Origin of the sequence: Pigmentiphaga sp. CHJ604 (assembly GCF_036972535.1) — a bacterium.
GTDB classification, from domain to species: domain Bacteria; phylum Pseudomonadota; class Gammaproteobacteria; order Burkholderiales; family Burkholderiaceae_B; genus Pigmentiphaga; species Pigmentiphaga daeguensis.
The window spans coordinates 1,325,978-1,348,848 of record NZ_CP136998.1 but is presented as its reverse complement, the minus strand read 5'-3'; the positions used below and the strand labels follow the sequence as shown (position 1 = coordinate 1,348,848).

Here is a 22,871-nt window from a genome sequence, read left to right as displayed (position 1 = left end):
CGGATAACGGGGTCCGTCAGCCGTTGATGTTGATGATTTTCCTGCGAGCGAGGTCCTGGGCTTCCTCCTCGGTTATGCCCAGCAGGCGCTGGAGAACGCTTTTGGTATCAGCTCCGAGAGAGGGAGGATAACGGTAGGCGCTTTCGTCGATGCCGGTCATCTTCACGGGGTTGCCGGCAACGGAAACACGCTGGCCTGCTTCGCTCTCGAGCGTTAGCACCATGCCGCGCTGCCGGACTTGTACGTCTGCTAGGGCCTGGTCGACCGTGTTGACCATGGCGACCGGAACGTCGGCACTATGCAGGAGTTCGACCCATTCGGCTGCCGGGCGGGCTAGTAGGGCGTCTTCGAGGACGCGCCATATCTCGTGTCGGTGTTCATACCGATTTTGTCGGCTGAGAAAATGGGCGGACCGCCCCCAGGCTCCTACTCCGGCAACATCGCATAAGGCGTGCCACATACGGTCCGTATTCGCGCAGACCACGAAGTCAACGCCGTCGCCCGCAGTGAAAGCGCGATAGCTCGGAATGGATTCGTGGCCCCTACCCTGGCGCGCCGGTATGCGTCCGGAATGTAGATAGTAGGCGGCTTGATAAGACAGCATGGCGATTTGACAGTCGAGCATGGAGATGTCGATGTATGCCCCCTTGCCCGTGCGATGGCGCGCATGCAGCGCGCCCAGCACGCCCATGACGGCATACATGCCGGCAGCGATATCACCGATAGGGATGGCCGAACGAACGGGCTTCCCATCGCTCTCCCCCGTCATGCTCATCCCGCCGGACAGGGCTTGCACAATCATGTCGTAGGCAGGGCGGCCGGCATACGGGCCCTGTTGGCCAAAGCCGCTAATGGAGCACCATACCAGCCGCGGATTGAGCGCGGACAGCCGCTCGTAAGTGATCCCATACTTGGCTAGATTGCCGGGCTTTTGGTTTTCCACGAATACATCGCTCTCTTGAGCCAGCCGTTCGATCAGTGCGAGCCCATCCGGGGTCTTGTAGTCGATCTGGATGCTCTCCTTGTTACGGTTTACCGAGAGGAAATACGCGCTGTCTCCGGCGACGAAATTCGGCGGCAAGTACCGGGTTTGATCGCCGTTTGCCGGTTCGACCTTGATGACGTCAGCTCCCATGTCGCCCAGAATCTGCGTGCCGAACGGACCGGATAGGAACAGGGTGAAATCGAGCACCCGCATGCCTTGCAGCGGCGCGTCCATAGACAAAGCTTCCTCTTCATCCTTCGTGATCATGCCTCAAGCCTCAGATTCTGTTTGTGTTGCTGAGCAGACTTGGCGATGGCGGCTCGCCTGCGTGCGGATAACTGAACTGGCCCACGCCGCGTCATTGGCCGACAGGCGGCTCGATGCGTCAGGTCGAGAAGATGTTGATGGCGCAGGCCCCGTGATCGAAACCAGCGATGCCTCCGCCAGTGCAATGGGTCAGCGCGGTGCGTGCACCGACTACCTGTCGCGCTCCCGCTTCTCCGCGCAGCTGCCAAGTCACCTCGGCTATCTGCGCTATGCCAGTGGCGCCGACCGGATGTCCTTTACACAGCAATCCTCCGCTGACATTCACGGGTATCCGGCCACCCAGCGATGTCGCTCCCGAACGAAGCAAGTCCAATGCGCCGCCCCGCTCACAAAACCCGAACGCCTCGTAGTAAAGCAGTTCGGCGACGGTAAATGCGTCATGCACTTCCGCAACATCGATGTCCTCGGGGCCGATGCCTGCCAATTCATAGGCCTCCTTGGCGCCGCGAACGGTGATCTCAGGTGTGGTCAAGTCCCTGAACCCGGTCATATACCGTCCCGAGTTGAGTTCTGTCGCCGCCACCCAGACCGGCTTGCGGGCAGCAGACCGGACATAGTTCTCGGAGCACACGATCACGGCAGCGGCGCCGTCGCCTGTCGGGCAGCAATGCAACAACGTGAACGGTTCTGCCACCGGACGCGCCTCGGCGACTTGCTCCACGGTGATTTCATTGTTGAATTGCGCGTAGGGATTGAGCGCCCCATGCCGATGGGCTTTTACCGCAACCATGGCTAAGTCGTTCGCATCAAGTCGATGTTCGTGCATGTATCTGCGTGCGCGCATTGAATAGAGCGCAGGCATGCTCAATCCGACTTCCACTTCCCAGTCGTCGGGCTGTCCGGGTAATACGCCTCCGCCAAGCGCAGTGAGCTTGTCGATTCCGAGAACCAGCGCAACTTCGATCTCGCCGTGCTTGATGGCGAGGCACGCCTCGCGAAATGCCGTTGCTCCGCTCGAGCATGCGTTCTCACAATTCGTGACCGGAATCGACGTCATCCCAAGGGTACGCAAAACACGCTGACCCACCAGCCGGCCGCTATATGCAGCGCCAGCGTATACCGCATCGATGGCACTGCGATCGACCTGGGCATCCTTCAGGGCCGCAAGCACGACCGGCCAGCCGATGTCCTGCAAGCTCGCGTCCGGTCGTTTAGCAAAGCGGGACATTGCGGCGCCAATAATCGCTACCTTGCTCATCGCATACTCTCCTTGCCATGTTTCGCACCGCTTCCCAACGCGCTGAACCTGTGCGATAGCCATGAAACGCCCTCGGCATCGACTCGCAGCTCTCCGACGGTCAGGGACACGGGCGAGTCCAAAGAAATGTGCCCGTCGGCGGGAATATCGAGGGGGCCACAAATTCTCACGCCGTTCGGGAAGTCGACGTAGGCCAGACCGTAAGGGGAGGTCCACCCTGCACGGACAGCGTGCACGATCGAATAGCTGTAAAGAATCCCGCCATCGCAGACAAGATCGGGCTCCAACGATTCGTCGAGGCAGACCGGACAAATTGGCGGTCGCGGGAAAACGACAGTCCCGCATCGATTGCATCGTCCACATACCAGTGCCCAATTTTCGCCCGCTTTGACCACGGTTCGGGGCAAGGCCCATTTCTCGCGAGGGTTGTCTTTTGTCATCATGATTCTCTTGAAATGGCCCGGTCCATCGAGACGAGCGGTGCCTTCCAGGGGTTGTAGCCATAGACCCAATCGGGATTGGCCTCCGAGGCGTGTCGCATCCAATTATTGGCGCCGGAGGCGGCTTGAATGCGGGACGCTCTTGGTTTGCGCGTCCCCTCGTAAAGGTCGAAGGCCTTGGCCATCTCGGCCGGCCCGTTATCGACCATTGTCGCGACGCATCGACTTAGCACAGCGGCATCCTCCAAAGCGGAGGCGGCTCCCTGCGCCATATATGGCGGCATGGGATGGCACGCATCGCCGAGAAGCACGACCCTTCCGTTGCTCCACCGAGCCAGTGGATCGCGGATGAACAGGCCCCATTTGTGAACGTCGGGGCAGCACTGCAGAACGTGCTGTACGTCGGGATGGAATTCGGAGAACGCCGATCTGAGTTCGTCCAGATTGCCCTTGGCCGACCAGGACTCTTGGGTAAGCCACGCCGCATCTTCGGGCTGGCTCGTCACGAAGTAGATTTCGTCGCGCTTTGCGGTCACGTAATACATCACGATATGCCTGTCCGGGCCCCACCATTTCGTCCTTGCGGGATCCAGCGGCCGGCTGCCGAGCAACGCCGCGGGAAATGTCGTGCGGTAGGCGACTCTGCCGGTGAAAACTGCATCTTGGCGTCCGAAAAGAATGGTATTGACCAGCGAATGAACCCCGTCGGCCGCCACCACCAGATCGGCGTGTGCTACTGACCCGTCCGCAAATCGTAGTCTCACTTCTCGACTGTCCTGCTCCAGTGAGACTAATTTCTTTCCGAAGTTGATGCTGTCCTGCGCGTGATCGGCGGCCAATAAACCGTGCAGGTCGGCCCGGTGCAAGACGAAGAACGGCGCCCCGTACTTGTGCTCCATTGCTGCTGCAATCGCGAACTGATTGGTAATCCTCCCGCTATCGAATTCGCGGCTAAGCGCGATCTCGGGCTCGTACGCAATGGCGCGCAATGCCGGCTCGAGCCCGAGGCGGCGAAGCACCTGCATTGCGTTGGGCGTCATCTGAATGCCTGCGCCGACTCGTCCAAACTGTCCAGCCTGTTCAAAGACCCGCACTTGGTGTCCGATGCTGCGCAGCAGGGACGCTGCGGCCAAACCGCCGATCCCTGCACCGATGATTGCTATGTTGAGTGTGTGATCCGCCATCTGCCACGTTCCATATGGTTTGTTACTGTCATCCGCCCGTTCGTCCGATGGCCTCAGTTCCCGCCGCCGGGCAAGCGGGTAATGACCGCTCCCCACTTGGGAATTTCGGCCTGAATGCGTTCGGCGAGTTGGTTTGGTGTGCTGGGCGTGACGTCCACCCCCAATGTGTCGGTTTTCTGTTTGAAAGATTGGCTCCCCAAGACTAGATTGACCGCGTGATTGATTTTCTCGACAATCGCCGCAGGCGTGCCCGCGGGCGCCATGAGTGAGAACCAGAGTGATGCCTCGTATCCGGGAACGCCGGCTTCTTGCATCGTGGGAATCCCGGGCGCGGCAGCCGACCTAGTGGTCGACGTCGTCGCAAGGATGCGCAGCCGATCTCTGTCCCCCTCCACGTAGGAGAGGCCGCCGCCGGTAAACAGCATGTCCACTCTCCCGGCCGCTATGTCGGTAATGGCTTGGCTGGTGCCCTTGTAGGGAATGTGGCGGATATCAATTCCCGCGAGGGATTTGAACAACTCTCCCGCCAGATGGGCGGAAGAGCCCACGCCGATCGAGGCATATGTGATTTCCCCCGGCCTGGCCTTGGCAAGTGCCACCAGATCGCGCACCGACTCGACCCGCAGCGACGAGCGAACGACCAAGAATTGCGGCGATGTGAAGAGCATGCCGACCGGAGCGAGATCCTTGATTGGATCGTAAGGCAGGTGCTTTTGCGTCCACACATTGATGGCAAGATTGGTGACGCTGCCCATCAGCAAGGTCTGACCATCGGCCGGTGCCCGAAGCGCACTCTTTACACCAATGACTTGGGTGGCACCCGGCTGATTGTCGATTACGATTGGTTGTTTCAGATACGGATACAGTTCGCTCGCCAGCGCGCGCGCGAAAATATCCGTCACGCCGCCCGTTCCATAGGGAATGATCCAGCGGATGGGGCGACTTGGATAGCCCGCTGGACCAGACTCCGACGCCTGTGCCGTCGCGGACGCACATACCGCACACATCGCAAGAGAAGAAACTACTCGAAGGCATCTGTGCACGGTCGGTCTCCTATTGGCTCTTTTGGCATGAGGCGATTCTGGAAGCTTCGCGAAAGACCGGTCAACACGGTTGCCCCATAATTCCGTTTGCCGGGATTTCCGCGTTGCGACGGGCAACGCCTGGTCTTTATGATTGGTCCCCGAAGCGTGGCAGAACGTGCGTGGCCGGTATGACATGGCGCGCGTCCGGACAGCCGGCTTGACAATGCGCTGTCCCGGTAACGGCCCGAGAGAGGCGACATCCGTAACCGGCGTACGAGCCCTGAATGAGGAAGGGAATAATCATGAGTATGCAGAGTGTTGCGAATGCCATCGCCCTGCTCAGGTTCGTGGGCGATCTTGATCGCCAAGCCGACATGGCAGACATTGCCGCCGCATTCGGCATGCCACAAGGGGTTGCTGGACGACTGTTGGGATTGCTGGTGGGCGAAGGACTGCTGGTTCACGACAGGCTTGCTGGCACCTATTCGCTTGGCCTGAACGCGCTAACGTTAGGCGCGTCGCTCCGCAGAAACGTATCGGTAGAGCGCTCAGCAGGCCCTATAATGCGCAAACTTGCAGACGAATTGGGTGAAACCGTGACGCTGAACGCTTACTCGAAGGAATACGGAACTGGCGTCTGCGTCGCAATCGAAGAATGCGATAAGCCGCTTCAGTACGCATTAGAGGTTGGAGAGATCAAGCCCTTACACGCTGGTGCTAGCGGGAAGGCGCTGCTCGCCTTTCTTCCGGACGCGGAATGCGAACGCATTCTGGAAATCAACGGACTACCACGATTGACGCCGCATACCACGGTGCGTCGACGCAAGCTTGATGCCGAACTACGAGCCACACGAACCCAGGGGTGGGTCGCGTCTTTCGGAGAGCGACTTGCGGGCGCGGTGGGAATCGGTGCGCCGGTCTTCAACGTGAGCGGCCATGTTGTCGCTTCCATGGTCGTCACGATTCCCGAGCAGCGATTCGATCAAAGCCAACTCAACGATTACGCCCACTCTTTGCGTGTCGGCGCTGGCCAGCTGTCGCAAATACTCGGTTATCAAGGGGTATCCGCGGTATCGGCGCGCTCTGGCAGCGTGGACTCGGTCCGATCAGGCACGCCAGCCGGTTCTCGCACACCAGTGAAGGCGATTGGGCCGGCGGGCGTGGAGCATGACCGTGAACGGTGACACCGGTACAGCCAGCCGCCTTCTCGCCGTACTGCGCGTTCTCGTGGAAGGTAAGCAAGAAATTTCGGTGAAGCGCTTATCCGAAATACTGGGTCTTCCTACGAGTACCACACATCGTTTGCTCCACCAATTGGTGCAGCTTGGATTCGCAGAACGCGCACCCATGCGGCGGTACTGCGTGGGACGCGAATTTTCGAGACTGGGCGCGCTTGCGATGCAGGGCCAACCCTCGCTGGAGGTGGCGCGCCCGATCATGCGTGACGTGGTGGAGGGGTGCAACGAAACATGTCTTCTCGGGTTGTACTTGCCCGCATCGCGTCAAATGTCGTTTGTGGAAAAAGTGGATTCGCGCCATCCCTTGAGATATCGCGTCCGTATGTACGAACTTCGCTCCTTGGCATGGGGTGCGAGCGGAAAGGCGATTCTTACTTGGTTGCCGGGCGCTGTCGTGGAGTCCGTGATAAATAGGGTGACGGCATCTCCGGCCACGGGATTCGCGCCGCCGTCTGTTGCGGTAATCATGAGAGAGCTTCGGAGGATTCGCGAGCGTGGCTATGCAATCAGCAAGGGGGAACAGACGCCCGGTGCCGTCGGTCTGGCCGCCCCCGTATTTGGCGAAAGCGGTCAAGTTTTCGGCGACCTGTGCATTACCGTCCCAGAGTTTCGCTTCAGCCCGAAGGACGAGCGCCACCTCGCCGAATTGATCGTTACCCGAGCCAACAAGCTGAGCGAGCTGCTGCGCGCTCCTTGTATGAACCGTGTGGCCTTCTAAGCTTGTTGCAAGGACGAGCTCGATTGCCCGACCCGACTCATTGTCTTTCGCCGGGTCGCCCGTCCTGCCTATGCAACACCTCGTCACTACATCGACTGGAGATTCGCAATGAACCGCCCTGCCAATGTCGCGCTCGGAGCAAGCGACGACAACACTGCCATTCAACATCTCCATATCGACGGAGAGGACATCGCCTATATCGATCGAGGTTCTGGCCCGACGCTTGTCTTGATACATAGCCTGGGTGGTACTCATTCTATGTGGGACGAGACCATCGCCGCATTCGAGGGATCGCATCGGATCTTGGCCTGGGACGCCATCGGCCATGGCAGCTCGACGTGCCGCAATGAGTATTCCATCGAGCGGTCTGCAAGAATGGGGTTGGCCTTGCTTGCGCATTGCGGCGTGGAATCCGCCGTTTGTCTAGGCATTTCGATGGGTGGCCAAACTGCGATGCACATGGCTCTTCTGCGTCCGCAGGCAGTGTCGGCGCTTGTGCTAGCGGACACTTCGCTTGGCGGGCGGCCAGGCGGCCCAGCCCGGGTGGCGGCTGTACGTCGGGAGGTGGATCAATACGGAATGGAAGCTTTTGCGAAAAGCTACGTAACCAGCCGCACGGCACTCGGAACTAGCGCTGCGATTTGCGATCGGTACGCTCGATGGGTGAGCGCGATGCCCCCGGGGGCCTACCTCAGCACACTGGCCTCGATCGTCGCCCAGGATCTACGCTCCTGCGCTGGGCGCATCGCGCGGCCCACGCTGATCATCGTCGGCGCCGAAGACACCAGCACACCGGTGGAGGCTGCGCAAGAGCTACAGGCGGCGATTCCCGGTTCCGAATTGCACGTGATTCCTGCGGCCAAGCACTTTTCGAACCTAGACAATCCGAAAGCATTCAACGTGCTCGTCGCTGATTTCTTGAGAAGATTGGACGTATCCTTCCCTCTCCCATCTTCTGATTGACGGCTTTCGTGCCGGCGATAGCTGGTCGGTCGCGTGGTCGGTCGCGTCCACGGGTCCGCAGCTGCCGAGCGCTGAACCTGGTGCCGATCTACGTGCTCGCCTGCGCGGTCTGTGGCCCGAAGGCGCTGCTGTGCCCGGACATTCCCAACAACGAGGCGCCGTCTTGCCGGTTACGACCGACGCGCCGCCCGGCTCGCTGGTCAACCCTAGCCATGCGGCCGCATCCGGCGGGCGCAGCGCCATCGGCCACCTGCTTCCGGGGGCTGTGTCAGGGCGCTGGCCGGCGTGCTGCCAGATAGGGTATGGGCCTCGGACTTGCCCAATTCGTCGATGACCATGTGCGACGAATGCCGGGGTAAGCGGTTCGCGGTAATCAAGTTCGTGAACGCCGGCGAGGGCGTCAATGCACGTCGGCCCGCTTTTTTCCGGGCTGAGCTCCCCGGCAACCTGGGCACTACGCCCGTTGAGATGATGGAGTCGCTGGCGCCGATTCAGGTGCTACTGCGCGAGATCGGGCGGGGCAGCGGAGGGAGTTAGGCAGCAGCCAGGTGGGTGCGGAATCAGCTTTGAATACGAGATCCTGGACGACGCGCCGGATGTGGCGCAGGACCCTTCCTGTGAAGTTCGCCGACCAGCGGCTGCAGGATGTTGATCGCCTGGGCTCGCGGGTGAAGGAAATGGACCTGAATGTCGATTGACCCACCGCGCGGCGCGGTGAATTCGAACCGGGCGAGGCGGGCATTTCGTTCGGCCCGCCTGCTCTTGGTGCGTGAAGATCAAAGGGCAAAAGGAGGCCTGTTGCGCCGCAGCGCGACGCAACGGCGCACGAGCCGTGGCATGCTGCCCTTCGCCGCCCGACGGCGAAAGGCTCCCGCCGGGGGCCATCTGCCTGTCGCTCGTATCGTCATCCAGCAAAGAACACCGTCATTGTTTTTCGATGTTCAACTTGGCCACCAGCCCAGCAATACGCGCATTCTCATGCTCGATCAGTTGTGCGAATGCCTCGCCGGATTCCACGCGCGGCGTCGCGCCGATGGCTTGCGCATAAGCCTTCATTTCATCCGTTGCCAGTGCTGCCACAATCTCCCTTTGCAGGCGGTCGACGACTGGCGTGGGCGTACCCTTGGGGGCCCAATAGCCAATCCAGTTAAAGAAGCTGTAATTGGGCAAGCCGGCCTTCGCGAATGTCGGGACGCCAGGCAGGGCCGCAGGCGGGGCATCGCCGCTGATGGCCAGCATGCGCAGCTTGCCAGTCTCGATGTGGCCCATCACCGTCGAGGGGGACGCGAACTGGGCATCGATCTGTCCACCCATCAGCGCTAGCAGCGCTTCGCCCGCGCCTTTATACGGAATGTGGGTCAATTCGATGCCCGCCTCATTGGCCAACTCCGCCATGGCAAGATGCGTGCTGCTTCCCGCACCGCCGGTGCCGTACGTCAGTCGACCTGGATGAGCTTTGGCAGCCCGGATGAAGTCCTGCAGCGTTTTGAAGGGGCTGTCTCCCTTGACCGCTATGCCGAGTGGAGAAAACATCACCGCGGCGATCGGCGTGAAATCGCGCTGGAGGTTATACGGCACCTTGCTGGTGGTATTGGGCACGATGACGCTGCTGCTGTCGTTGGCCGCCAGCGTATAGCCATCCGGGCTCTCTCGTGCCACATAGCTCATGGCGATTGCGCCCATGGCCCCTTGCCGATTCTCGACCGCCACGGCCTGCCCCAGCGACTTGCTCATGATGGCGGCAAGCTTGCGCGTGACATTGTCGGTCGAGGCGCCCGGCGCAAACGCAACCTGGATCCGCACCAACTTCTGCGGCCACGGCGCTTGCTGGGCGCGGGCCGGCCCCGCAGCGAGTAGCAACAAGGCCGCGGCGGCGGTCGACGCCGCGAGTCGGACGGAAGGGATCAACTTGGCAAGCATGGGATATCTCCGTTATTGGTATGTAGTCCGCCCTGAACAATGCGCAATCCCTTGATCTGAAACGTGGTTCTGCTGATTGATGGGCCCGGGATTTGCAAGGTATGGTTTTGCCAGTGCCTGTTTTCTTGCAAATTCCTCCAAAGAATCCCATGGGTCCAAAGCCTTCGCAGCCGCAAACGGCCGAGCTGTTCCGTCCAAGGCTGGACGAGCAGATCAACATGCAGCACCCGCTGGTCAGACTGGCCGCGCTGATCGACTGGGCCGAGATTGAGCGCACGTTCGCGCTGTCGTTCACTTCCGGCCGAGGCAGGCCCGCGTTGGCGCCGCGCCTGGTTGCCGGGCTGCTGTACCTGCAGCACACCTTCAATGCTTCCGACGAAGCCGTGGTCAACACCTGGGTGGAGAACCCGTACTGGCAGTTCTTCTGTGGCGAGACCTATCTGCAGACCGAACTGCCCATCGACCCGTCCAGTCTGACGCGCTGGAGAAAACGCATTGGAGAAGAAGGGGTGGAAACGCTGCTTGCGGCCAGCATCGATGCTGCCCGGCGTGGTGGCGTCATCCGCAAGGCCAGCACGCAGCAGGTGATCGTGGACACCACCGTCATGCCCAAGGCCATCGCCCATCCCACCGACAGCCGGCTGTTGGACAAGAGCCGCCAGCACCTGGTCAAGGTCGCCGAGGACAACGGACTGCGGCTGCGCCAGAACTACAACCGCGTGGCCCCTCGGCTGGCCGCACAGATCGGTCGCTACGCGCACGCCAAGCAGTTCAAGCGCATGAAGAAGGCCGTGCGCACGCTGCGCACCCGTGTGGGCCGCGTGCATCGTGAGGTGCAGCGCCAGTTGCATGTGCTGCCCGAAGCGGCCCAGGCCAAGGTGCAGGACCTGCTGCAGCGCACCGGCCGCATCCTGACCCAGCGCACGAAGGACAAGAACAAGCTGTACGCCCTGCACGCGCCCGAGGTGGAGTGCATCAGCAAAGGCAAAGCCAGGACACCGTACGAGTTCGGTGTGAAGGTCAGCATCGCCACCACGTTGAAGGAGGGCCTGGTGGTGGGCATGCGCTCCATGCCGGGCAACCCCTATGACGGGCACACGCTGGCCGAGACGCTGGAGCAAGTGGGCATCCTCACCGGCACGGACAGGCCACCCGCCACAGCCATCGTGGACAAGGGCTACCGGGGCGTGGAGATCGAAGGCGTGCGCATCCTGCGCTCGGGACAACGGCGTGGCATCACCCGGACGCTCAAGGCCATGATCCGTCGGCGCAGCGCCATCGAGCCGGCCATTGGGCACATGAAGATGGACGGGCGGCTCGCCCGCAATCCGCTCAAAGGGGCGCTGGGCGATGCGCTGCACGCGGTGATGTGCGGCGCAGGGCACAACCTGCGCCTGATCCTGGCCGCGCTGCGGCTTTATTGCGTCCGCGTCGGCCTGCCGATGCAGCCGGTCATTGCAGCACTGCTCGCCGCTCCGGTCGAGAACCGACCGCCCTGCTGCTAAGAACCGAATTGTTCAGGGCGGACTATGTAGTAAGCAAAGCCGCGTGGGTCAGGGATTCGACAGCGGCGAGAAACGAACCAGGGCGAGCGCATCGGACACTTTCTCGAATGTTGCGCCGACTGCCTGGCCTATGACAGGCTGTGTTCCTTCCGGATACTCCTGCGCGGGATTGCTGTATAGGCAGACGCCGTCGTCCATTTCGACGAGCAGCACCGTGTATGGCAGTTGCTGCGCCACGCCAGGGAAATAGCTGCGGTGAAAGCGGCACCAGCTGCGAAAGAGGTGGCGGCGGAAATTCAGACAGTCCGATAAGTGGAGAGCTCTGGGCCTGATCCGGCGATAATGCCGGTAAAGGAACCAGAGAGATGACCAAGAGAACGAGACGAACACACTCAGCGGCGTTCAAGGCCAAGGTGGCCTTGGCGGCGGTCAAGGGGGATCGCACCCTGGCCGAACTGGCTCAGCAATTTGATGTGCATCCGAACCAGATCACGGAATGGAAGCGGCAGTTGCAGGAGAAGGCGGCGGACGTATTCGGGTCGGCAGGACAGAGCAACAACGAGCCGCCGGCCGATCTGAAGGTGCTACATGCCAAGATCGGCCAGCTCACGCTGGAGAATGATTTTTTAGAAAGCGCGCTCACCAAGGCGGGATTGCTGAGCGCAAAGCGATGATAGACCGTACGCATGCACTGCCGGTGTCACGCCAGGCCAAATTGGTGGGGATTGCTCGATCGAGCGTGTATTATCAGGCCCGGCTGACCTGCTCCCCGAGATTAGTACGGTAATGATGTAGAGTCTGCCTCCGTGGAGGTAGCATGAAGAAGCGTTTCACAGAAGAACAAATCATTGGCATCCTGAAGGAAGCCGAGGCGGGCACAAAGGTAGCAGACCTATGCCGCAAGCACGGCATCAGTGATGCGACGTACTACAACTGGAAGGCGAAGTTCGGCGGCATGACCGTGTCGGATGCGCAGCGGCTCAAGGCCCTGGAAGCGGAGAATGCGCGGCTCAAGCGATTGCTAGCCGAGAGCATGCTGGACAATGCGGCGCTCAAGGATGTCCTCGGCCGAAAGTGGTGAGCCCGCAGGCGAAGCGAGCAGCAGTGATGCACGTCATGCAAGTGCATGGCTTAGGCGTCACCCGCGCCTGTGGGCTATTCGGCATCTCCCGGTCCTTGTACCGCTATGAATCGCGCCGCCCGGATGACCAGGCCCTACGGGACCGGCTATGTGAGCTGGCAGCCGCCAAGCGGCGCTATGGCTATCGGCGGCTGCATGTGCTCGTCAAGCGCGAAGGGTGGGCCGTCAATCACAAACGGCTGTTCCGCGTCTATCAGCAGGCAGGTTTGGCAGTCAGAAGGCGCAAGAGGAAGAGAATTGCTGGCGTCGAGCGACAGGTCAAGGCACCTGCCACGGCGCCCAATCAGAGCTGGTCGATGGACTTCGTATCTGATGGTTTGGCTGACGGACGGAGGTTCCGCACCTTGAACATCGTCGATGATTTTACAAAGGAGTGCCTGGTCATTGAGGTTGATACGTCCCTGCCAGGTCGCCGCGTCGTGGCAGTGTTGGAACGACTTGCAGATGCCCGAGGGTTGCCGTTGTCGATTACGATTGATAACGGTCCTGAATTTGCAGGGAAAACGCTGGACGAATGGGCCTACAGGACAGGGCTGAAGCTGCACTTCATCGAACCAGGCAAGCCGCAGCAAAATGCCTATATCGAGAGCTTCAACGGCAAATTCCGTGACGAATGCCTGAACGAGCACTGGTTCGTCTCGATGCGTCACGCAAGGGAAACGATTGCGGATTGGTGCCAGGAATACAATAACGACCGGCCGCACAGTTCGCTCGGGTATCTGACGCCCAAGCAGTTTGCAGACAGTTTTTTAACCGCAGACTCTAATTTGGTTTCGTACTAAATTGGGGAGCAGGTCACGGCCTGTCAACGATAGAGATCTGATGTTGATGCGCCGGATCGACGAGCTGCATCTGGAGTTTCCGTTTGCCGGGGCCCGCATGCTGGCGCGGCTACTGCGCCGTGACGGCCATGAGGTCGGCCGACGACACGTGGGCACCCTGATGAAACGCATGGGCGTTAAGGCGCTGTATTGCAAGCCCAACACGAGCCGGCGCAACGTCCAGCACAAAGTTTGGCCGTACCTGCTGCGCGATATGCGGATTAACCGGGCCAATCAGGTGTGGGCGCTGGATACGACCTATATCCCGATGGCTCGGGGCTTTGTGTATCTGACCGCAGTCGTAGACTGGGCCAGTCGCAAGGTTCTGGCTCATCGGGTGGCCATCACGCTGGAAGCGGTGCATGCCGTTGACGCCTTGGAAGAAGCCTTTACCCGCTACGGGTTGCCTGATATCGTCAATACCGATCAGGGCAGCCAATTCACAGCCAGCGCCTTCACTGAAGCGGTACAAAGCCGAGGCATCCGGTTATCCATGGATGGCAAGGGAAGCTGGCGCGACAACGTGTTTGTCGAACGGGTATGGCGCAGCATCAAGTACGAGGAGGTGTATCTGAAGGCCTACGAATCGGTCAGCCAGGCCAGGCAGTCCATCGGGGCGTATATCCAGTTGTACAACCAGAGGCGCCCTCACTCCAGTTTGGCTCCCGGCGCCGCCACCCTCAACACCGCCTCCGGGCGGTGTTGTTGTTTGTACCTTCTTCGGTACGACAGTGCGTTATTGGGCGACACTTATGGCGAGTTTTAACGATGCTGACCAATGCGGGATTGCTTCGCGACGCGCAAGGCTGGCCATGTATGCCAAGTTTGTATGTTCGGCCAAACCATGCCGTGAGCCGTTGAATTTGTAAAGCAGGCATATCTCGGCGATACCCCATCCCGCGCTTTTGAAGCGTCCCTCTGTTAATACTGGGAGGGAGCTGATCAATGCCTACAGCGTTGCAGCCGAAGTAATAGAAGTGCCTGGAGAGCAGGGCAAACTGGTTCCCCTGCCCGAAGTCACGGCAATCGTACCTACCCCGATACTCTGGACTGGCTATGTACTGCTGAAAGGGGATCTTCTCATCTACCCGCATCAAGTAAATGATTCGATCTCGCCCAGCACTCAAACGACTGGCTCCACCTGTGCCGAGGATCCAATCCCCCACACTAGCCATTTCAACAAGGTTATTACGGCGGTCGCCGGTATGTCTGAACTTGCAATGCACCAGTGAACACAGACCGCCTTCTGGGTTAGGCGCATACCCGTGGTCATGATCAACGACGTATGAAAATAGCTGTCCCGGCATCACATCCCCAATGACCATAAGCAAAGCCCGGCACCTGTGACAGTGGCCGGGCTTTCTTTGTACTCGGTACGTGGCGATTGGGCAAAACTGCTTACGCCTGGGTTACACGGCAAAAACGCTTACTTGCGTTGCAGCACTTAGATTGGCGCTAAGTGCTTGATTTTATTAGTGGTGCCCGAGGCCGGAATCGAACCGGCACGCCTTGCGGCGGGGGATTTTGAGTCCCCTGCGTCTACCAATTTCACCACTCGGGCAGGTTCTTCCGGCGCGAAGGGCCGAAAGGAAGGGAGCCGCAAATTATACCCGTAATTTGCGGTACTCTGCTTCCTCTTATCAAGGAGCAAATCATGGCCCATGCCAGCGCCCGTCACATCCTGGTCTCCACCGAGGCCCAGTGCAACGAACTGAAAGCCGCCATCGAAGGCGGTGCCGATTTCGCGCAGGTCGCGCGCGAGCACTCCAACTGCCCGTCGCGCGCCCAGGGCGGCGATCTGGGCACCTTCGGCCCCGGCCAGATGGTGCCGGAGTTCGACCGGGTGGTGTTCAGCGCCCCCGTCAACGTCGTCCAGGGCCCGGTCAAGACCCAGTTCGGCTATCACCTGGTGGAAGTGACCAGCCGCCAGGACTGACCCGCACCGCCCGCGGCCACGCCGGGGGTTCACCCCTCAGCCCGCCGCGACGACCCGTTGTGTCTGGGACCCCAGCACGCCGCCGCCCAGCGTGACCACGTCACCCGCTTCCAGGTAGCGCGGCGGGCGGGCTCCCATCCCCACCCCGGCCGGGGTGCCGGTGATGATGACGTCGCCAGGTTCGAGCGTCATCACGCGGCTGCACTCGCTGACTAGGCGGGCGCAGGAAAAGATCATGTCGCCGGTATGTCCTGTCTGCCGGCGTTCGCCATTGAGTTCCAGCCACAGTTCCAGGTCCTGCGGGTCGGGCACTTCGTCCGCCGTGACCAGGTAGGGCCCCAGCGGGCCGAAGCTGTCGAAGCCCTTGCCCTTGCCCCACTGGCCGCCGCCGCGGTCGATCTGGTATTCGCGTTCGGACACGTCGTTGGCCAGGCAGTAGCCGGCCACGTGGCGCAGGGCATCGGCCTCGTCGACGGCCCGCGCGCGGCTGCCGATGACGATACCCAGCTCCACCTCCCAGTCGACCCGTGCGCAGCCGGGCGGAATGACGATGTCGTCGTTCGGGCCCGAAACGCAACTGGTCCATTTGCAGAACAGCGTGGGTTCGGCCGGGATGGCCATGCCGGCCTCGGCCGCATGGCGCCCGTAGTTCAGCCCGACCGCGACGAACTTGCCGATGCCGCGCCAGGGCGTGCCCAGCCGCGGCGCGCCGTCTACCACGGGCAGGCGCCGGGGGTCGAGCGCAGCCAGCGCTTGCAGGGCGGCCGGCGACAGGGTGTCGGGCCCGATGTCGGCCAGCAGGCCGGACAGGTCGCGGATCGCGCCGCCGGCGTCGAGCAGGCCGGGCCGCTCCAGGCCCGGCGGGCCGTATCTCAACAGCTTCAAGGAAACTCTCCGTATGGACGCGTTCAGTTGGGGGTAATGTCGGCCAGCTTGACCGCTTTGCCGAACTTGTCGAGGTTGTTGCGGATGTTGGCGGCATAGCCGTCAGGGCTGCTGCCGATGGCGGTGGCGCCCATGGCCTTAAGCCGGACGACGGTATCGGGCTGCTTGAGCGCCCGCGCCACCGCGGCGGAGAGTCGCTGCACCACGGTCTGCGGCGTACCCGCCGGCACCACGATGCCCATCTCGGAACTGAAGTCGTAGCCGGGCACGGTTTCGGACACAGCCGGGATGTCGGGCGTCATGGCCGGACGGTCGAGCGTGGTGACGGCGATGAATCGCGCCTTGCCGGTCCTGACGTATTGCTCCAGCGCCGGATAGGCGGCGATCACCAGCGAGGTCTCGCCGCCCATGAAGGCGGGCACCGACTGGCCCGACCCCTTGTACGGCACGTGCACGACGTTGATGCCAAGGCCGTGCAGCATCGATTCCATGGCGATGTGGTGGATGCTGCCTATGCCCGACGAGCCGTAGGTCAACGCCCCCGGCCTGGCCTTGGCCAGGGCGACGAGCTCGGCCAAGTTGTGCACGTTCAGCGACGACTGCACGGCGATATAGAGCGGAATGGTCGCGGCCAGGGTCACGGGCGTGAAGTCCTTGTCGGCGGCATAGGGCAGCTTCGCGAACAGGTAGGGGTTGATCGCAAGCTGTTGGATGTCGGAGAAGAACAGCACGTGGCCGTCCGGGGCGGCGCGGACCACGCTTTCGGCCGCGCCGATGCCGCCCGCGCCGGGCCGGTTCTCGATCACGAACTGTTGCTTGAAGAACTCCGACAAGCCCGGCGCCAGCGAGCGCGCCAGCACGTCCGGCGCGCCGCCGGGGGCGTACGGCACGATCATCCGCACGGGGCGGGTCGGATAGTCATCGGCCTGGACGGCCGGGGCCGCGGACGCCAGGATCGACATACAGGCCAGCACGCGGCCGATGCGCAACAGGGATTTCATCGTGAACCTCCAGGGGCAAGAGCGCCGATGCGCATCCTTAGAACGGCTGGGTCAGTTGCGGGAAGCTCTGGTCGCAGTTGGTGAGCCGCACGCACTTCTGGACGATTTTCAAATGCGTGCCGTCGAACCGCAGCGTGTGCAGATAACGTCCGCCGTACACGCGGCGGTCGGCGCCTGGCCGGTCCTCCAGCATGATGAACTTGCTGCGGACGCGGAAACGGTCACCGTCAGCGGCTTCCAGACCGAAGTTCGACAGCACGCGCACCGTCGTCGAAGGCGGGTCCTGGCAATGGATCATCGGGTGCTTGAGCCGCGCCACACGCGTCTTCATGGTGTGTTTCTCGTCATAGTAGAGCGACACGTGACTGATCCAGTCGGCCTGGTCCTGCGCGGCCGGCGCCCAGTACACGGCATCGTCGCTGTACAGGTCCAGCCACTCGTCGAAGCGGCGGTTGTCCAGCAGATCGGCCTCGTGTTCGACAAAGTCGCGCAGGGTGTCCAGGGACGGCGCGGCATGGCCCGCGGGGGTGAGTCTTGCAAGCGTGTTCATGGTGGCTCTCTGGTGGAATCAGGCGCTCATCAGGTCGCGCCAGGCATAGTGTTTGGCGCGCTGGCCGACTTCGCTCGAACGCGCGCCGAACAGCACGCCGTCGCCTTCGTCGACCTCGGCGCCCATGCCGCGCGCGACCAGCACCCAGTCGCTGCCCTGCGCCTTCAGTCCTTCCTGGCAGCGCTCGAAGGCTTCGAGATCGTCGGTCTGGATGAACGACGACGCGGAGTGAGTCATGTTGACGTACTTGACCAGATCGTCCGAGATCACGGCCGGCGCGCCCGCCAGCCGGACCGGCCAGATCTCGACCTCGGTCAGGTCCACCGCGATCGGCTTGACCACGCGCACCGAGGTCTGGGCGATCAGGATGTCCAGTGTCGGAAACAGCGTCAGGCTGTGCCGGCGGTTCTTCAGGATGTCGGCGGTGCGTTCCTCGCCGTAGCGCGCGACCATCAGGGCACGGTAGTCGTCCCAGACGCCGCCGGCCTGCTCCTTGTCGAACAGCGACTGTTCCGAACTATGGCCATGCGGGAAGCCGCGCACGCCCAGCTGCGACACCACCGCCTCGCCGTTGGGCGCGAAGAACAGCGCCGCTCCGCCCTGGTCACCCGCACGCCGCTGGAACTGGCGACCGTCCGGACCGACGGTCGAGCCGTGGGCGGCCGCGGGGTGGTAGGTGTCGGCCATGTTGTCCATCTGCAGCTTCCAGTTGCCGCGGAAGTGGTAGCGATGGCAGCCGGCCGCGAACTCGACCCGCCCTTCGGGCGAGCGGTCGACCAGTTCGTCGATGCCCTTGCGCGCCTCGCCCAGGAAATCGAGCAGCGGCATCACGCCGGGATCGAGCGAAGCGAATACGAAGCCGCGATAGCTGTCGACACGCGGCAGCGGCTCCATGCCCGCGCGCGGCTCGCGCAGCGCTTCCTCGGGAAAGTCGGCGCGCATGGGCACGCCCGCCAGCTCGCCGTTGGGGCGGAACGCCCAGCCGTGGTACATGCAGGAAAATACGCGCGCGTTGCCGCGCGTGCGGGACAGCACCTTGGCGCCGCGATGGCCGCAGCGGTTGTACAGCACGTGTACCGAACCGCTCTCGTGGCGGCTCAGCACCACCGGCTGTCCGGCCAGCGTCGTGCAGTAATAGTCGCCCGGATTGGGCACCAGGCTGTCGTGGCCCACATAGACCCAGACCTTGCCGAACACTTTGGCCATCTCGGCCTCGAACACGGCCGGATCGGTGTAGTAGGCCCGGTGCACGCGATCCGCCTGGACCAGGCCGGCGAGTTGCTCTTTGCTGTACGTCATCGAGTTTCCTGCTGGAGAATGAAGAAGGGTCAGCGCCGCAGGACGCCGTGGCCGGCTTCCTGGTCGTAGTGGAAAATGCCATTCAGGAACATCTTGTGCCGTTCGTAGTGCATGGGCCTGCGCGGCGCGGGCGGCGTGCGGTCCACCGGGTGCCCGGCCTTCAGGATGAGGTCGAAGCGCGACGGTTTCTGCAGCAGCCCGATGTCGGCCAGCGGATCGCCGTCGACCACGATCAAGTCGGCATAGCGTCCGGCCTCAAGCTTGCCGACCCGGTCGCCGAAGCGGCGGAACAAACGCGTGGCGCCCAGCGTGCCCGCATGCAGAGCCTGCCCGGGCGACAGGCCCAGGTCGTCCACGAATATCTGCATCTCGCGGGCGTGCCACTGGCCGTAGGGCACCGGCGACCAGCCGCTTTCCGACCCAGGCACCAGCGGAACACCGGCACGGCTGGCGCGGGCCAGGTTGGTCAGCGCCGCGTCGACCTCGCGCTGGAACCCGGCATTGGCCGGATTGGCCGACCCGCCCGTGGCCTCGATCGCGTTGACCAGCAAGGGCAGCGTCGGCACGATCACGCAGCCGTTGCGCAGGCACAGATCGATGCCTTCGTCGTCGATGAACGACGCATGGAAGATCACGTCGAAACCGGCGCGCGCGGCATCGGCCACGGCATCGCGGGAACGCGCGTGCACCGTGCACATGCGGCCGAGCCGGTGGGCCTCGTCGGCCACCATCCGGTATTCGTCATAGGTGAAGGCCGAGCCGTCGAGCGAATCAGGGGTGATGAAGGAATCGTTCGATCCCGACACCTTGATGGCATCGACGCCGTCCTTGACCTGGTAGCGGATCTGCTCGACCAGTTCGTCGCGGCTGCGGATCAGCACGCCCGCCTGCCCCGGCGGGAATTCCATCCAGTTGGGGAAGGAATCCTCCAGCCCTTGGTGGGAAGTCAGTTGCCGGCCCGACACCGCAAGGCGCGGCCCCTCGAACATGCCGCTGTCGATCGCGTCGCGCACCGACTGCGCGATGTTGAACGTGGTCGCGGCATCGAAGGCGCTGGTCACACCCGCCTGCAGCACCTTCTTGGCGTTCCACACCGCCTTCAGCGTGCGGAACTCCACCGGCGTGTACAGCGCCAGTTCCTCTTCCGAGCGCGCCTCGCCGAACGAGATGTGGATGTGTCCGTCGACCAGGCCGGGCAAGATGCTGCGGCCGGGCAGGTCGACCACCTGGGCGCCGGACTGCGCGTAGCGCGGCGGCAATGCCGCCGCCTCGCCCACCCATGCGATCTCCTCGCCCTGCGTCACGACCGCACCGCGCGCGATGGGTGCATCGAGCGTGCCGTCGATCACCTTGCCCTTCAGAATGTAGGCCGGCTCACCCATGCGCCACCCCGGTGAAGAACGGGACGGCCAGCGCCAGGAACTTCTCCGGCCACTCGAAGGCGACCGAATGGCCGCAGCGGCTCAGCAGGTGCACGTCGGCCCGGGCGATGAATCGCGACATCGGGAGCGTAAGAACATCGGCGGGGAAGCCGCGATCGTCGCGGCCGTGCAGCATCAGTACCTCGCAGCCGATGGCGCCCAGCTCGTCCGCCGTCAGCGCGACGGCATCGATGAAGCGCTGCTTGTCGCCCGCGAACATCTGTTCGAAACGCCGGCCGTGATCGCCCTCGCGCAGGATGCGCTCGCGACCGTCCAGATAGGCCTCGTCGATCAGCGCCGGATCGTGCACCAGCAGGCGCGAGGCCCGCTTCAGCGCCTCGCGGTCGCCGGGAAAGCTCCAGGCGGTTTCCGTGGCGGGATTGGCGGCGAACGACGCGCCCATGGTCGCCGTCGTCATCACGCGCGCCACACGCGGTTCGCAGGCCGCCAGACGCAGGGCCAGGGTGCCGGACAGGGAATGCCCGATCACGCCTATCCGCTCTCCCGGCATGCGCGCGATCATTTCGCGGCACTGGCGCAGCCACAGGGCATAGTCGAAATGCGGCCCGGCGGACTTGGCGCCCGACCGGCCGAAACCGATCAGGTCCATCGCATGCACGTGGTGCAGCTCGGCCAGCCGCGGCAGTACGCGCTGCCAGTTGCCGTGGCTGGACGCGCCGGCACCCGAGCCATGCAGCAATAGCAGCGGCAGGCCCGCGCCGCCTTCGGCGTAGTGGACGGGGATGCCGTCCAGCTCGAACCTGCCCTCGCGCAGACGCGAACTCATAGCGCCGCGACCGCCTGCACTTCGATCAGCAGATCCTCGCGCACCAGGCGATCGATCATCAGCAAGGTGTTGGTCGGATAGGCGCGGGTGCCGAACATGCCCGGAAAGGCACGCTCGCGGTAGGCGCCCAGCCTGGGAATGTCCTGCGAGTGCACCAGGTAGGTCGTGAACTGCAGCACGTTCTGCCAGGTGGCGCCCACTTCCTTCAACGCGATGTCGATGTTGCGGAAGACCTGCACGCACTGGGCATCGAAGTCGCCCGCGCCGACGGTGTTCCCGTGCTGATCGGTCGCGACCTGCCCCGCGATGAAGACGAATTCCGAGGCCTTGACACGGGCCACCTGGGAATACTGGGCAAGCGGGGTACCAAGGCCAACGGGATTGAGGATCTGGATATCGGGCATGGCGTGTCCACGGGTGGTTTTTCAGATTAGACGCACTAACTTGATGCATCCGGAAGATGGCTTGGGCGCGGAATATGGCGCTCTTGTTTGCAGGTCACTATAGGCATGCCCTTCAGGCCTGTCACACGAATTCTCTTCCCATATGAAGTTAGAAAAACTAATCTAAAAACATGAGTCATCCACTGCCTCCCCTGACCGCGCTGAGAGCCTTCGAGTCGGCCGCCCGCCACCGCAGCCTGAAGAAGGCCGCCGAGGAACTGAACGTCACGCCAGCCGCCGTCAGCCACCAGATCCAGACCCTGGAGGACATGCTGGGCGTGCGTCTTTTCCGCCGCGTCCACCGCGGCATCGAACTGACCGCCAGCGCCGAGATCTTCTTTCCCAAGCTGGAAGAAGGCTTCGACTGCCTGCGCCAGGCGGTGGGACGGCTGCGCGACCACCGCGGCGCCGACGTGCTCGAGGTCGGCGCGCCCCCGTCCTTCATCTCCAACTGGCTGATGCCGCGCCTGCATCGCTTCGTGACCGCCTTCCCCGACATCGACGTGCGCGTCTCCACCCGGGTGCGGCAGTTCCCGCGCCTGCCGCGCGGACCGCGCGGGGACGTCGCCAGCGTGATGGGCTGGGTGGACGAGGTCGACGTGCTGGTCGTGTTCGGCAACGGCGGCTACCCGGGCATGCGGGTCGACCAGTTGATGCCGCTGACCCTCACCCCGCTGTGCAGCCCCGCCCTGCTCGAAGGCGACAACCCCCTGCGCGAGCCCGACGACCTGCGCCGCCACGTGCTGCTCCACGACGATCGCGGCGTGCTGTATGAAGGCCCGTCGTTCTGGGACATGTGGCTGGAGAAAGCCGGCGTGGAGGGCATCGACACCTCGCGGGGGCCTCACTTCTGGCACTCCATCCCCGCGATGGAAGCCGCCGTCGCCTGCAAGGGCGTGGTCGCGACCACCAAGGAACTGGCCCGCCTGGACCTGGCGACCGGCCGACTGGTGGCACCCTTCCCGCTGGAAATCCGGCTAGCGTCCAGCTACCACATCGTCAGCAACGAACCGGCCTCGAAACGCGAGGTCGTCAAGCAGTTCCGGGAGTGGCTCAAGAAAGAAGCGCGGACAGCGTGACCCGG

22 protein-coding genes, 1 tRNA gene and 2 pseudogenes are annotated in these 22,871 nt (G+C 62.7%); 10 read left to right on the top strand and 15 right to left on the bottom strand.

Features of this window, described 5'->3' with window-relative positions; genetic code table 11:
• Positions 1 to 16: 16 nt before the first annotated feature.
• The 5 genes from R4823_RS06555 to R4823_RS06535 form a co-directional block, all read right to left on the bottom strand.
• Positions 17 to 1,252 (bottom strand): CoA transferase, encoded by a 1,236-nt coding sequence (locus tag R4823_RS06555; protein WP_338617990.1) that lies wholly within the window; start codon positions 1,250 to 1,252, stop codon positions 17 to 19.
• Positions 1,253 to 1,370: 118 nt separating this feature from the next.
• Complete coding sequence (locus R4823_RS06550) at positions 1,371 to 2,510, bottom strand: beta-ketoacyl synthase N-terminal-like domain-containing protein (RefSeq protein ID WP_338617988.1); 1,140 nt, start codon at positions 2,508 to 2,510, stop codon at positions 1,371 to 1,373.
• Entirely contained in the window at positions 2,507 to 2,950 is a 444-nt protein-coding gene (locus tag R4823_RS06545) for an OB-fold domain-containing protein (RefSeq protein ID WP_338619124.1), read from the bottom strand. Before R4823_RS06545 ends, R4823_RS06550 begins: the two co-directional genes overlap by 4 nt.
• On the bottom strand, positions 2,950 to 4,134 hold the full coding sequence (locus tag R4823_RS06540; RefSeq protein ID WP_338617986.1) for an FAD-dependent monooxygenase: 1,185 nt from the start codon (positions 4,132 to 4,134) through the stop codon (positions 2,950 to 2,952). Before R4823_RS06540 ends, R4823_RS06545 begins: the two co-directional genes overlap by 1 nt.
• Before the next feature lie 53 nt (positions 4,135 to 4,187).
• Positions 4,188 to 5,036, bottom strand: a complete 849-nt coding sequence (locus R4823_RS06535; RefSeq protein ID WP_338617984.1) for a tripartite tricarboxylate transporter substrate-binding protein — start codon at positions 5,034 to 5,036, stop codon at positions 4,188 to 4,190.
• Between the two features lie 425 nt (positions 5,037 to 5,461).
• On the opposite strand from R4823_RS06535, the gene R4823_RS06530 reads away from it, so the two are divergent.
• The 4 genes from R4823_RS06530 (at position 5,462) to R4823_RS06515 (ending at position 8,776) form a co-directional block, all read left to right on the top strand.
• Positions 5,462 to 6,343, top strand: a complete 882-nt coding sequence (locus R4823_RS06530) for an IclR family transcriptional regulator (RefSeq protein WP_338617983.1) — start codon at positions 5,462 to 5,464, stop codon at positions 6,341 to 6,343.
• Positions 6,333 to 7,115, top strand: a complete 783-nt coding sequence (locus R4823_RS06525; RefSeq protein WP_338617982.1) for an IclR family transcriptional regulator — start codon at positions 6,333 to 6,335, stop codon at positions 7,113 to 7,115. The genes R4823_RS06530 and R4823_RS06525 overlap by 11 nt, the downstream gene beginning before the upstream one ends.
• 108 nt (positions 7,116 to 7,223) lie before the next feature.
• Complete coding sequence (locus R4823_RS06520) at positions 7,224 to 8,078, top strand: alpha/beta fold hydrolase (protein WP_338617981.1); 855 nt, start codon at positions 7,224 to 7,226, stop codon at positions 8,076 to 8,078.
• Positions 8,079 to 8,644: 566 nt separating this feature from the next.
• A complete protein-coding gene (locus tag R4823_RS06515) occupies positions 8,645 to 8,776 on the top strand; it encodes a hypothetical protein (protein ID WP_338617980.1) in 132 nt (43 codons plus the stop codon).
• A gap of 226 nt (positions 8,777 to 9,002) precedes the next feature.
• Here R4823_RS06515 and R4823_RS06510 read toward each other — a convergent pair whose 3' ends face one another.
• Positions 9,003 to 9,998, bottom strand: a complete 996-nt coding sequence (locus R4823_RS06510) for a tripartite tricarboxylate transporter substrate binding protein (RefSeq protein ID WP_338617979.1) — start codon at positions 9,996 to 9,998, stop codon at positions 9,003 to 9,005.
• A gap of 149 nt (positions 9,999 to 10,147) precedes the next feature.
• Here R4823_RS06510 and R4823_RS06505 point away from each other — a divergent pair, with 149 nt between their 5' ends.
• Positions 10,148 to 11,503 carry an IS5 family transposase gene (locus R4823_RS06505; RefSeq protein WP_338617978.1) on the top strand — a complete coding sequence of 452 codons (1,356 nt, stop codon included), beginning with the start codon at positions 10,148 to 10,150 and terminating at the stop codon, positions 11,501 to 11,503.
• Between the two features lie 48 nt (positions 11,504 to 11,551).
• On the opposite strand, the gene R4823_RS06500 is transcribed toward R4823_RS06505, so the two are convergent.
• A complete protein-coding gene (locus tag R4823_RS06500; RefSeq protein WP_338617975.1) occupies positions 11,552 to 11,740 on the bottom strand; it encodes a hypothetical protein in 189 nt (62 codons plus the stop codon).
• Positions 11,741 to 11,868: 128 nt separating this feature from the next.
• On the opposite strand from R4823_RS06500, the pseudogene R4823_RS06495 reads away from it, so the two are divergent.
• From R4823_RS06495 to R4823_RS06485, 3 genes and pseudogenes are all read left to right on the top strand, one after another.
• A pseudogene (locus tag R4823_RS06495) lies at positions 11,869 to 12,251 on the top strand (transposase); the annotation flags it as partial.
• Positions 12,252 to 12,320: 69 nt separating this feature from the next.
• Positions 12,321 to 13,426, top strand: a protein-coding gene (locus R4823_RS06490; RefSeq protein WP_105797010.1) for an IS3 family transposase whose coding sequence is annotated in 2 segments (ribosomal slippage) — positions 12,321 to 12,567 and positions 12,567 to 13,426 — 1,107 coding nt in all. Because the reading frame shifts where the segments join, the coding sequence is not laid out codon by codon here.
• A 16-nt stretch (positions 13,427 to 13,442) separates the two neighbouring features.
• Positions 13,443 to 14,231, top strand: a pseudogene (locus R4823_RS06485) (IS3 family transposase); the annotation flags it as partial.
• A gap of 710 nt (positions 14,232 to 14,941) precedes the next feature.
• Here the strand turns inward: R4823_RS06485 and R4823_RS06480 are convergent.
• Positions 14,942 to 15,026: transfer RNA gene (locus R4823_RS06480), tRNA-Leu, on the bottom strand.
• Positions 15,027 to 15,119: 93 nt separating this feature from the next.
• On the opposite strand from R4823_RS06480, the gene R4823_RS06475 reads away from it, so the two are divergent.
• Complete coding sequence (locus tag R4823_RS06475; protein ID WP_087837004.1) at positions 15,120 to 15,401, top strand: peptidylprolyl isomerase; 282 nt, start codon at positions 15,120 to 15,122, stop codon at positions 15,399 to 15,401.
• A gap of 36 nt (positions 15,402 to 15,437) precedes the next feature.
• On the opposite strand, the gene R4823_RS06470 is transcribed toward R4823_RS06475, so the two are convergent.
• The 7 genes from R4823_RS06470 to R4823_RS06440 are packed head-to-tail and all read right to left on the bottom strand — an operon-like array spanning position 15,438 to position 21,748.
• A complete protein-coding gene (locus R4823_RS06470; RefSeq protein WP_338617972.1) occupies positions 15,438 to 16,286 on the bottom strand; it encodes a fumarylacetoacetate hydrolase family protein in 849 nt (282 codons plus the stop codon).
• 23 nt (positions 16,287 to 16,309) lie between these two features.
• Entirely contained in the window at positions 16,310 to 17,287 is a 978-nt protein-coding gene (locus R4823_RS06465; RefSeq protein ID WP_087837006.1) for a tripartite tricarboxylate transporter substrate-binding protein, read from the bottom strand.
• Positions 17,288 to 17,324: 37 nt separating this feature from the next.
• Complete coding sequence (locus R4823_RS06460) at positions 17,325 to 17,837, bottom strand: aromatic-ring-hydroxylating dioxygenase subunit beta (RefSeq protein WP_087837007.1); 513 nt, start codon at positions 17,835 to 17,837, stop codon at positions 17,325 to 17,327.
• An 18-nt stretch (positions 17,838 to 17,855) separates the two neighbouring features.
• Positions 17,856 to 19,136, bottom strand: a complete 1,281-nt coding sequence (locus R4823_RS06455; protein WP_087837008.1) for an aromatic ring-hydroxylating dioxygenase subunit alpha — start codon at positions 19,134 to 19,136, stop codon at positions 17,856 to 17,858.
• Between the two features lie 29 nt (positions 19,137 to 19,165).
• A complete protein-coding gene (locus tag R4823_RS06450; protein WP_087837009.1) occupies positions 19,166 to 20,518 on the bottom strand; it encodes an amidohydrolase family protein in 1,353 nt (450 codons plus the stop codon).
• Positions 20,511 to 21,344 carry an alpha/beta fold hydrolase gene (locus R4823_RS06445; protein WP_087837010.1) on the bottom strand — a complete coding sequence of 278 codons (834 nt, stop codon included), beginning with the start codon at positions 21,342 to 21,344 and terminating at the stop codon, positions 20,511 to 20,513. The genes R4823_RS06450 and R4823_RS06445 overlap by 8 nt, the downstream gene beginning before the upstream one ends.
• Positions 21,341 to 21,748: a RidA family protein gene (locus R4823_RS06440; RefSeq protein WP_087837011.1), complete on the bottom strand. Its 408-nt coding sequence runs from the start codon at positions 21,746 to 21,748 to the stop codon at positions 21,341 to 21,343. Before R4823_RS06440 ends, R4823_RS06445 begins: the two co-directional genes overlap by 4 nt.
• A gap of 170 nt (positions 21,749 to 21,918) precedes the next feature.
• Here R4823_RS06440 and gcvA point away from each other — a divergent pair, with 170 nt between their 5' ends.
• Positions 21,919 to 22,866: a transcriptional regulator GcvA gene (gene gcvA / locus R4823_RS06435; RefSeq protein ID WP_087837012.1), complete on the top strand. Its 948-nt coding sequence runs from the start codon at positions 21,919 to 21,921 to the stop codon at positions 22,864 to 22,866.
• The last annotated feature ends 5 nt before the right edge of the window (positions 22,867 to 22,871 follow it).

Excerpts from the sequence above, each read along its gene's own strand:
- R4823_RS06505 (WP_338617978.1), top strand. The coding sequence starts at position 10,148 with ATGGGTCCAAAGCCTTCGCAGCCGCAAACGGCCGAGCTGTTCCGTCCA.
- R4823_RS06510 (WP_338617979.1), bottom strand. The coding sequence starts at position 9,998 with ATGCTTGCCAAGTTGATCCCTTCCGTCCGACTCGCGGCGTCGACCGCC.
- R4823_RS06450 (WP_087837009.1), bottom strand. The coding sequence starts at position 20,518 with ATGGGTGAGCCGGCCTACATTCTGAAGGGCAAGGTGATCGACGGCACG.
- R4823_RS06520 (WP_338617981.1), top strand. The coding sequence starts at position 7,224 with ATGAACCGCCCTGCCAATGTCGCGCTCGGAGCAAGCGACGACAACACT.
- R4823_RS06550 (WP_338617988.1), bottom strand. The coding sequence starts at position 2,510 with ATGAGCAAGGTAGCGATTATTGGCGCCGCAATGTCCCGCTTTGCTAAA.
- R4823_RS06465 (WP_087837006.1), bottom strand. The coding sequence starts at position 17,287 with ATGAAATCCCTGTTGCGCATCGGCCGCGTGCTGGCCTGTATGTCGATC.
- gcvA (WP_087837012.1), top strand. The coding sequence starts at position 21,919 with ATGAGTCATCCACTGCCTCCCCTGACCGCGCTGAGAGCCTTCGAGTCG.
- R4823_RS06445 (WP_087837010.1), bottom strand. The coding sequence starts at position 21,344 with ATGAGTTCGCGTCTGCGCGAGGGCAGGTTCGAGCTGGACGGCATCCCC.
- R4823_RS06540 (WP_338617986.1), bottom strand. The coding sequence starts at position 4,134 with ATGGCGGATCACACACTCAACATAGCAATCATCGGTGCAGGGATCGGC.
- R4823_RS06460 (WP_087837007.1), bottom strand. The coding sequence starts at position 17,837 with ATGAACACGCTTGCAAGACTCACCCCCGCGGGCCATGCCGCGCCGTCC.
- R4823_RS06530 (WP_338617983.1), top strand. The coding sequence starts at position 5,462 with ATGAGTATGCAGAGTGTTGCGAATGCCATCGCCCTGCTCAGGTTCGTG.
- R4823_RS06555 (WP_338617990.1), bottom strand. The coding sequence starts at position 1,252 with ATGATCACGAAGGATGAAGAGGAAGCTTTGTCTATGGACGCGCCGCTG.
- R4823_RS06475 (WP_087837004.1), top strand. The coding sequence starts at position 15,120 with ATGGCCCATGCCAGCGCCCGTCACATCCTGGTCTCCACCGAGGCCCAG.
- R4823_RS06455 (WP_087837008.1), bottom strand. The coding sequence starts at position 19,136 with ATGACGTACAGCAAAGAGCAACTCGCCGGCCTGGTCCAGGCGGATCGC.
- R4823_RS06440 (WP_087837011.1), bottom strand. The coding sequence starts at position 21,748 with ATGCCCGATATCCAGATCCTCAATCCCGTTGGCCTTGGTACCCCGCTT.
- R4823_RS06545 (WP_338619124.1), bottom strand. The coding sequence starts at position 2,950 with ATGACAAAAGACAACCCTCGCGAGAAATGGGCCTTGCCCCGAACCGTG.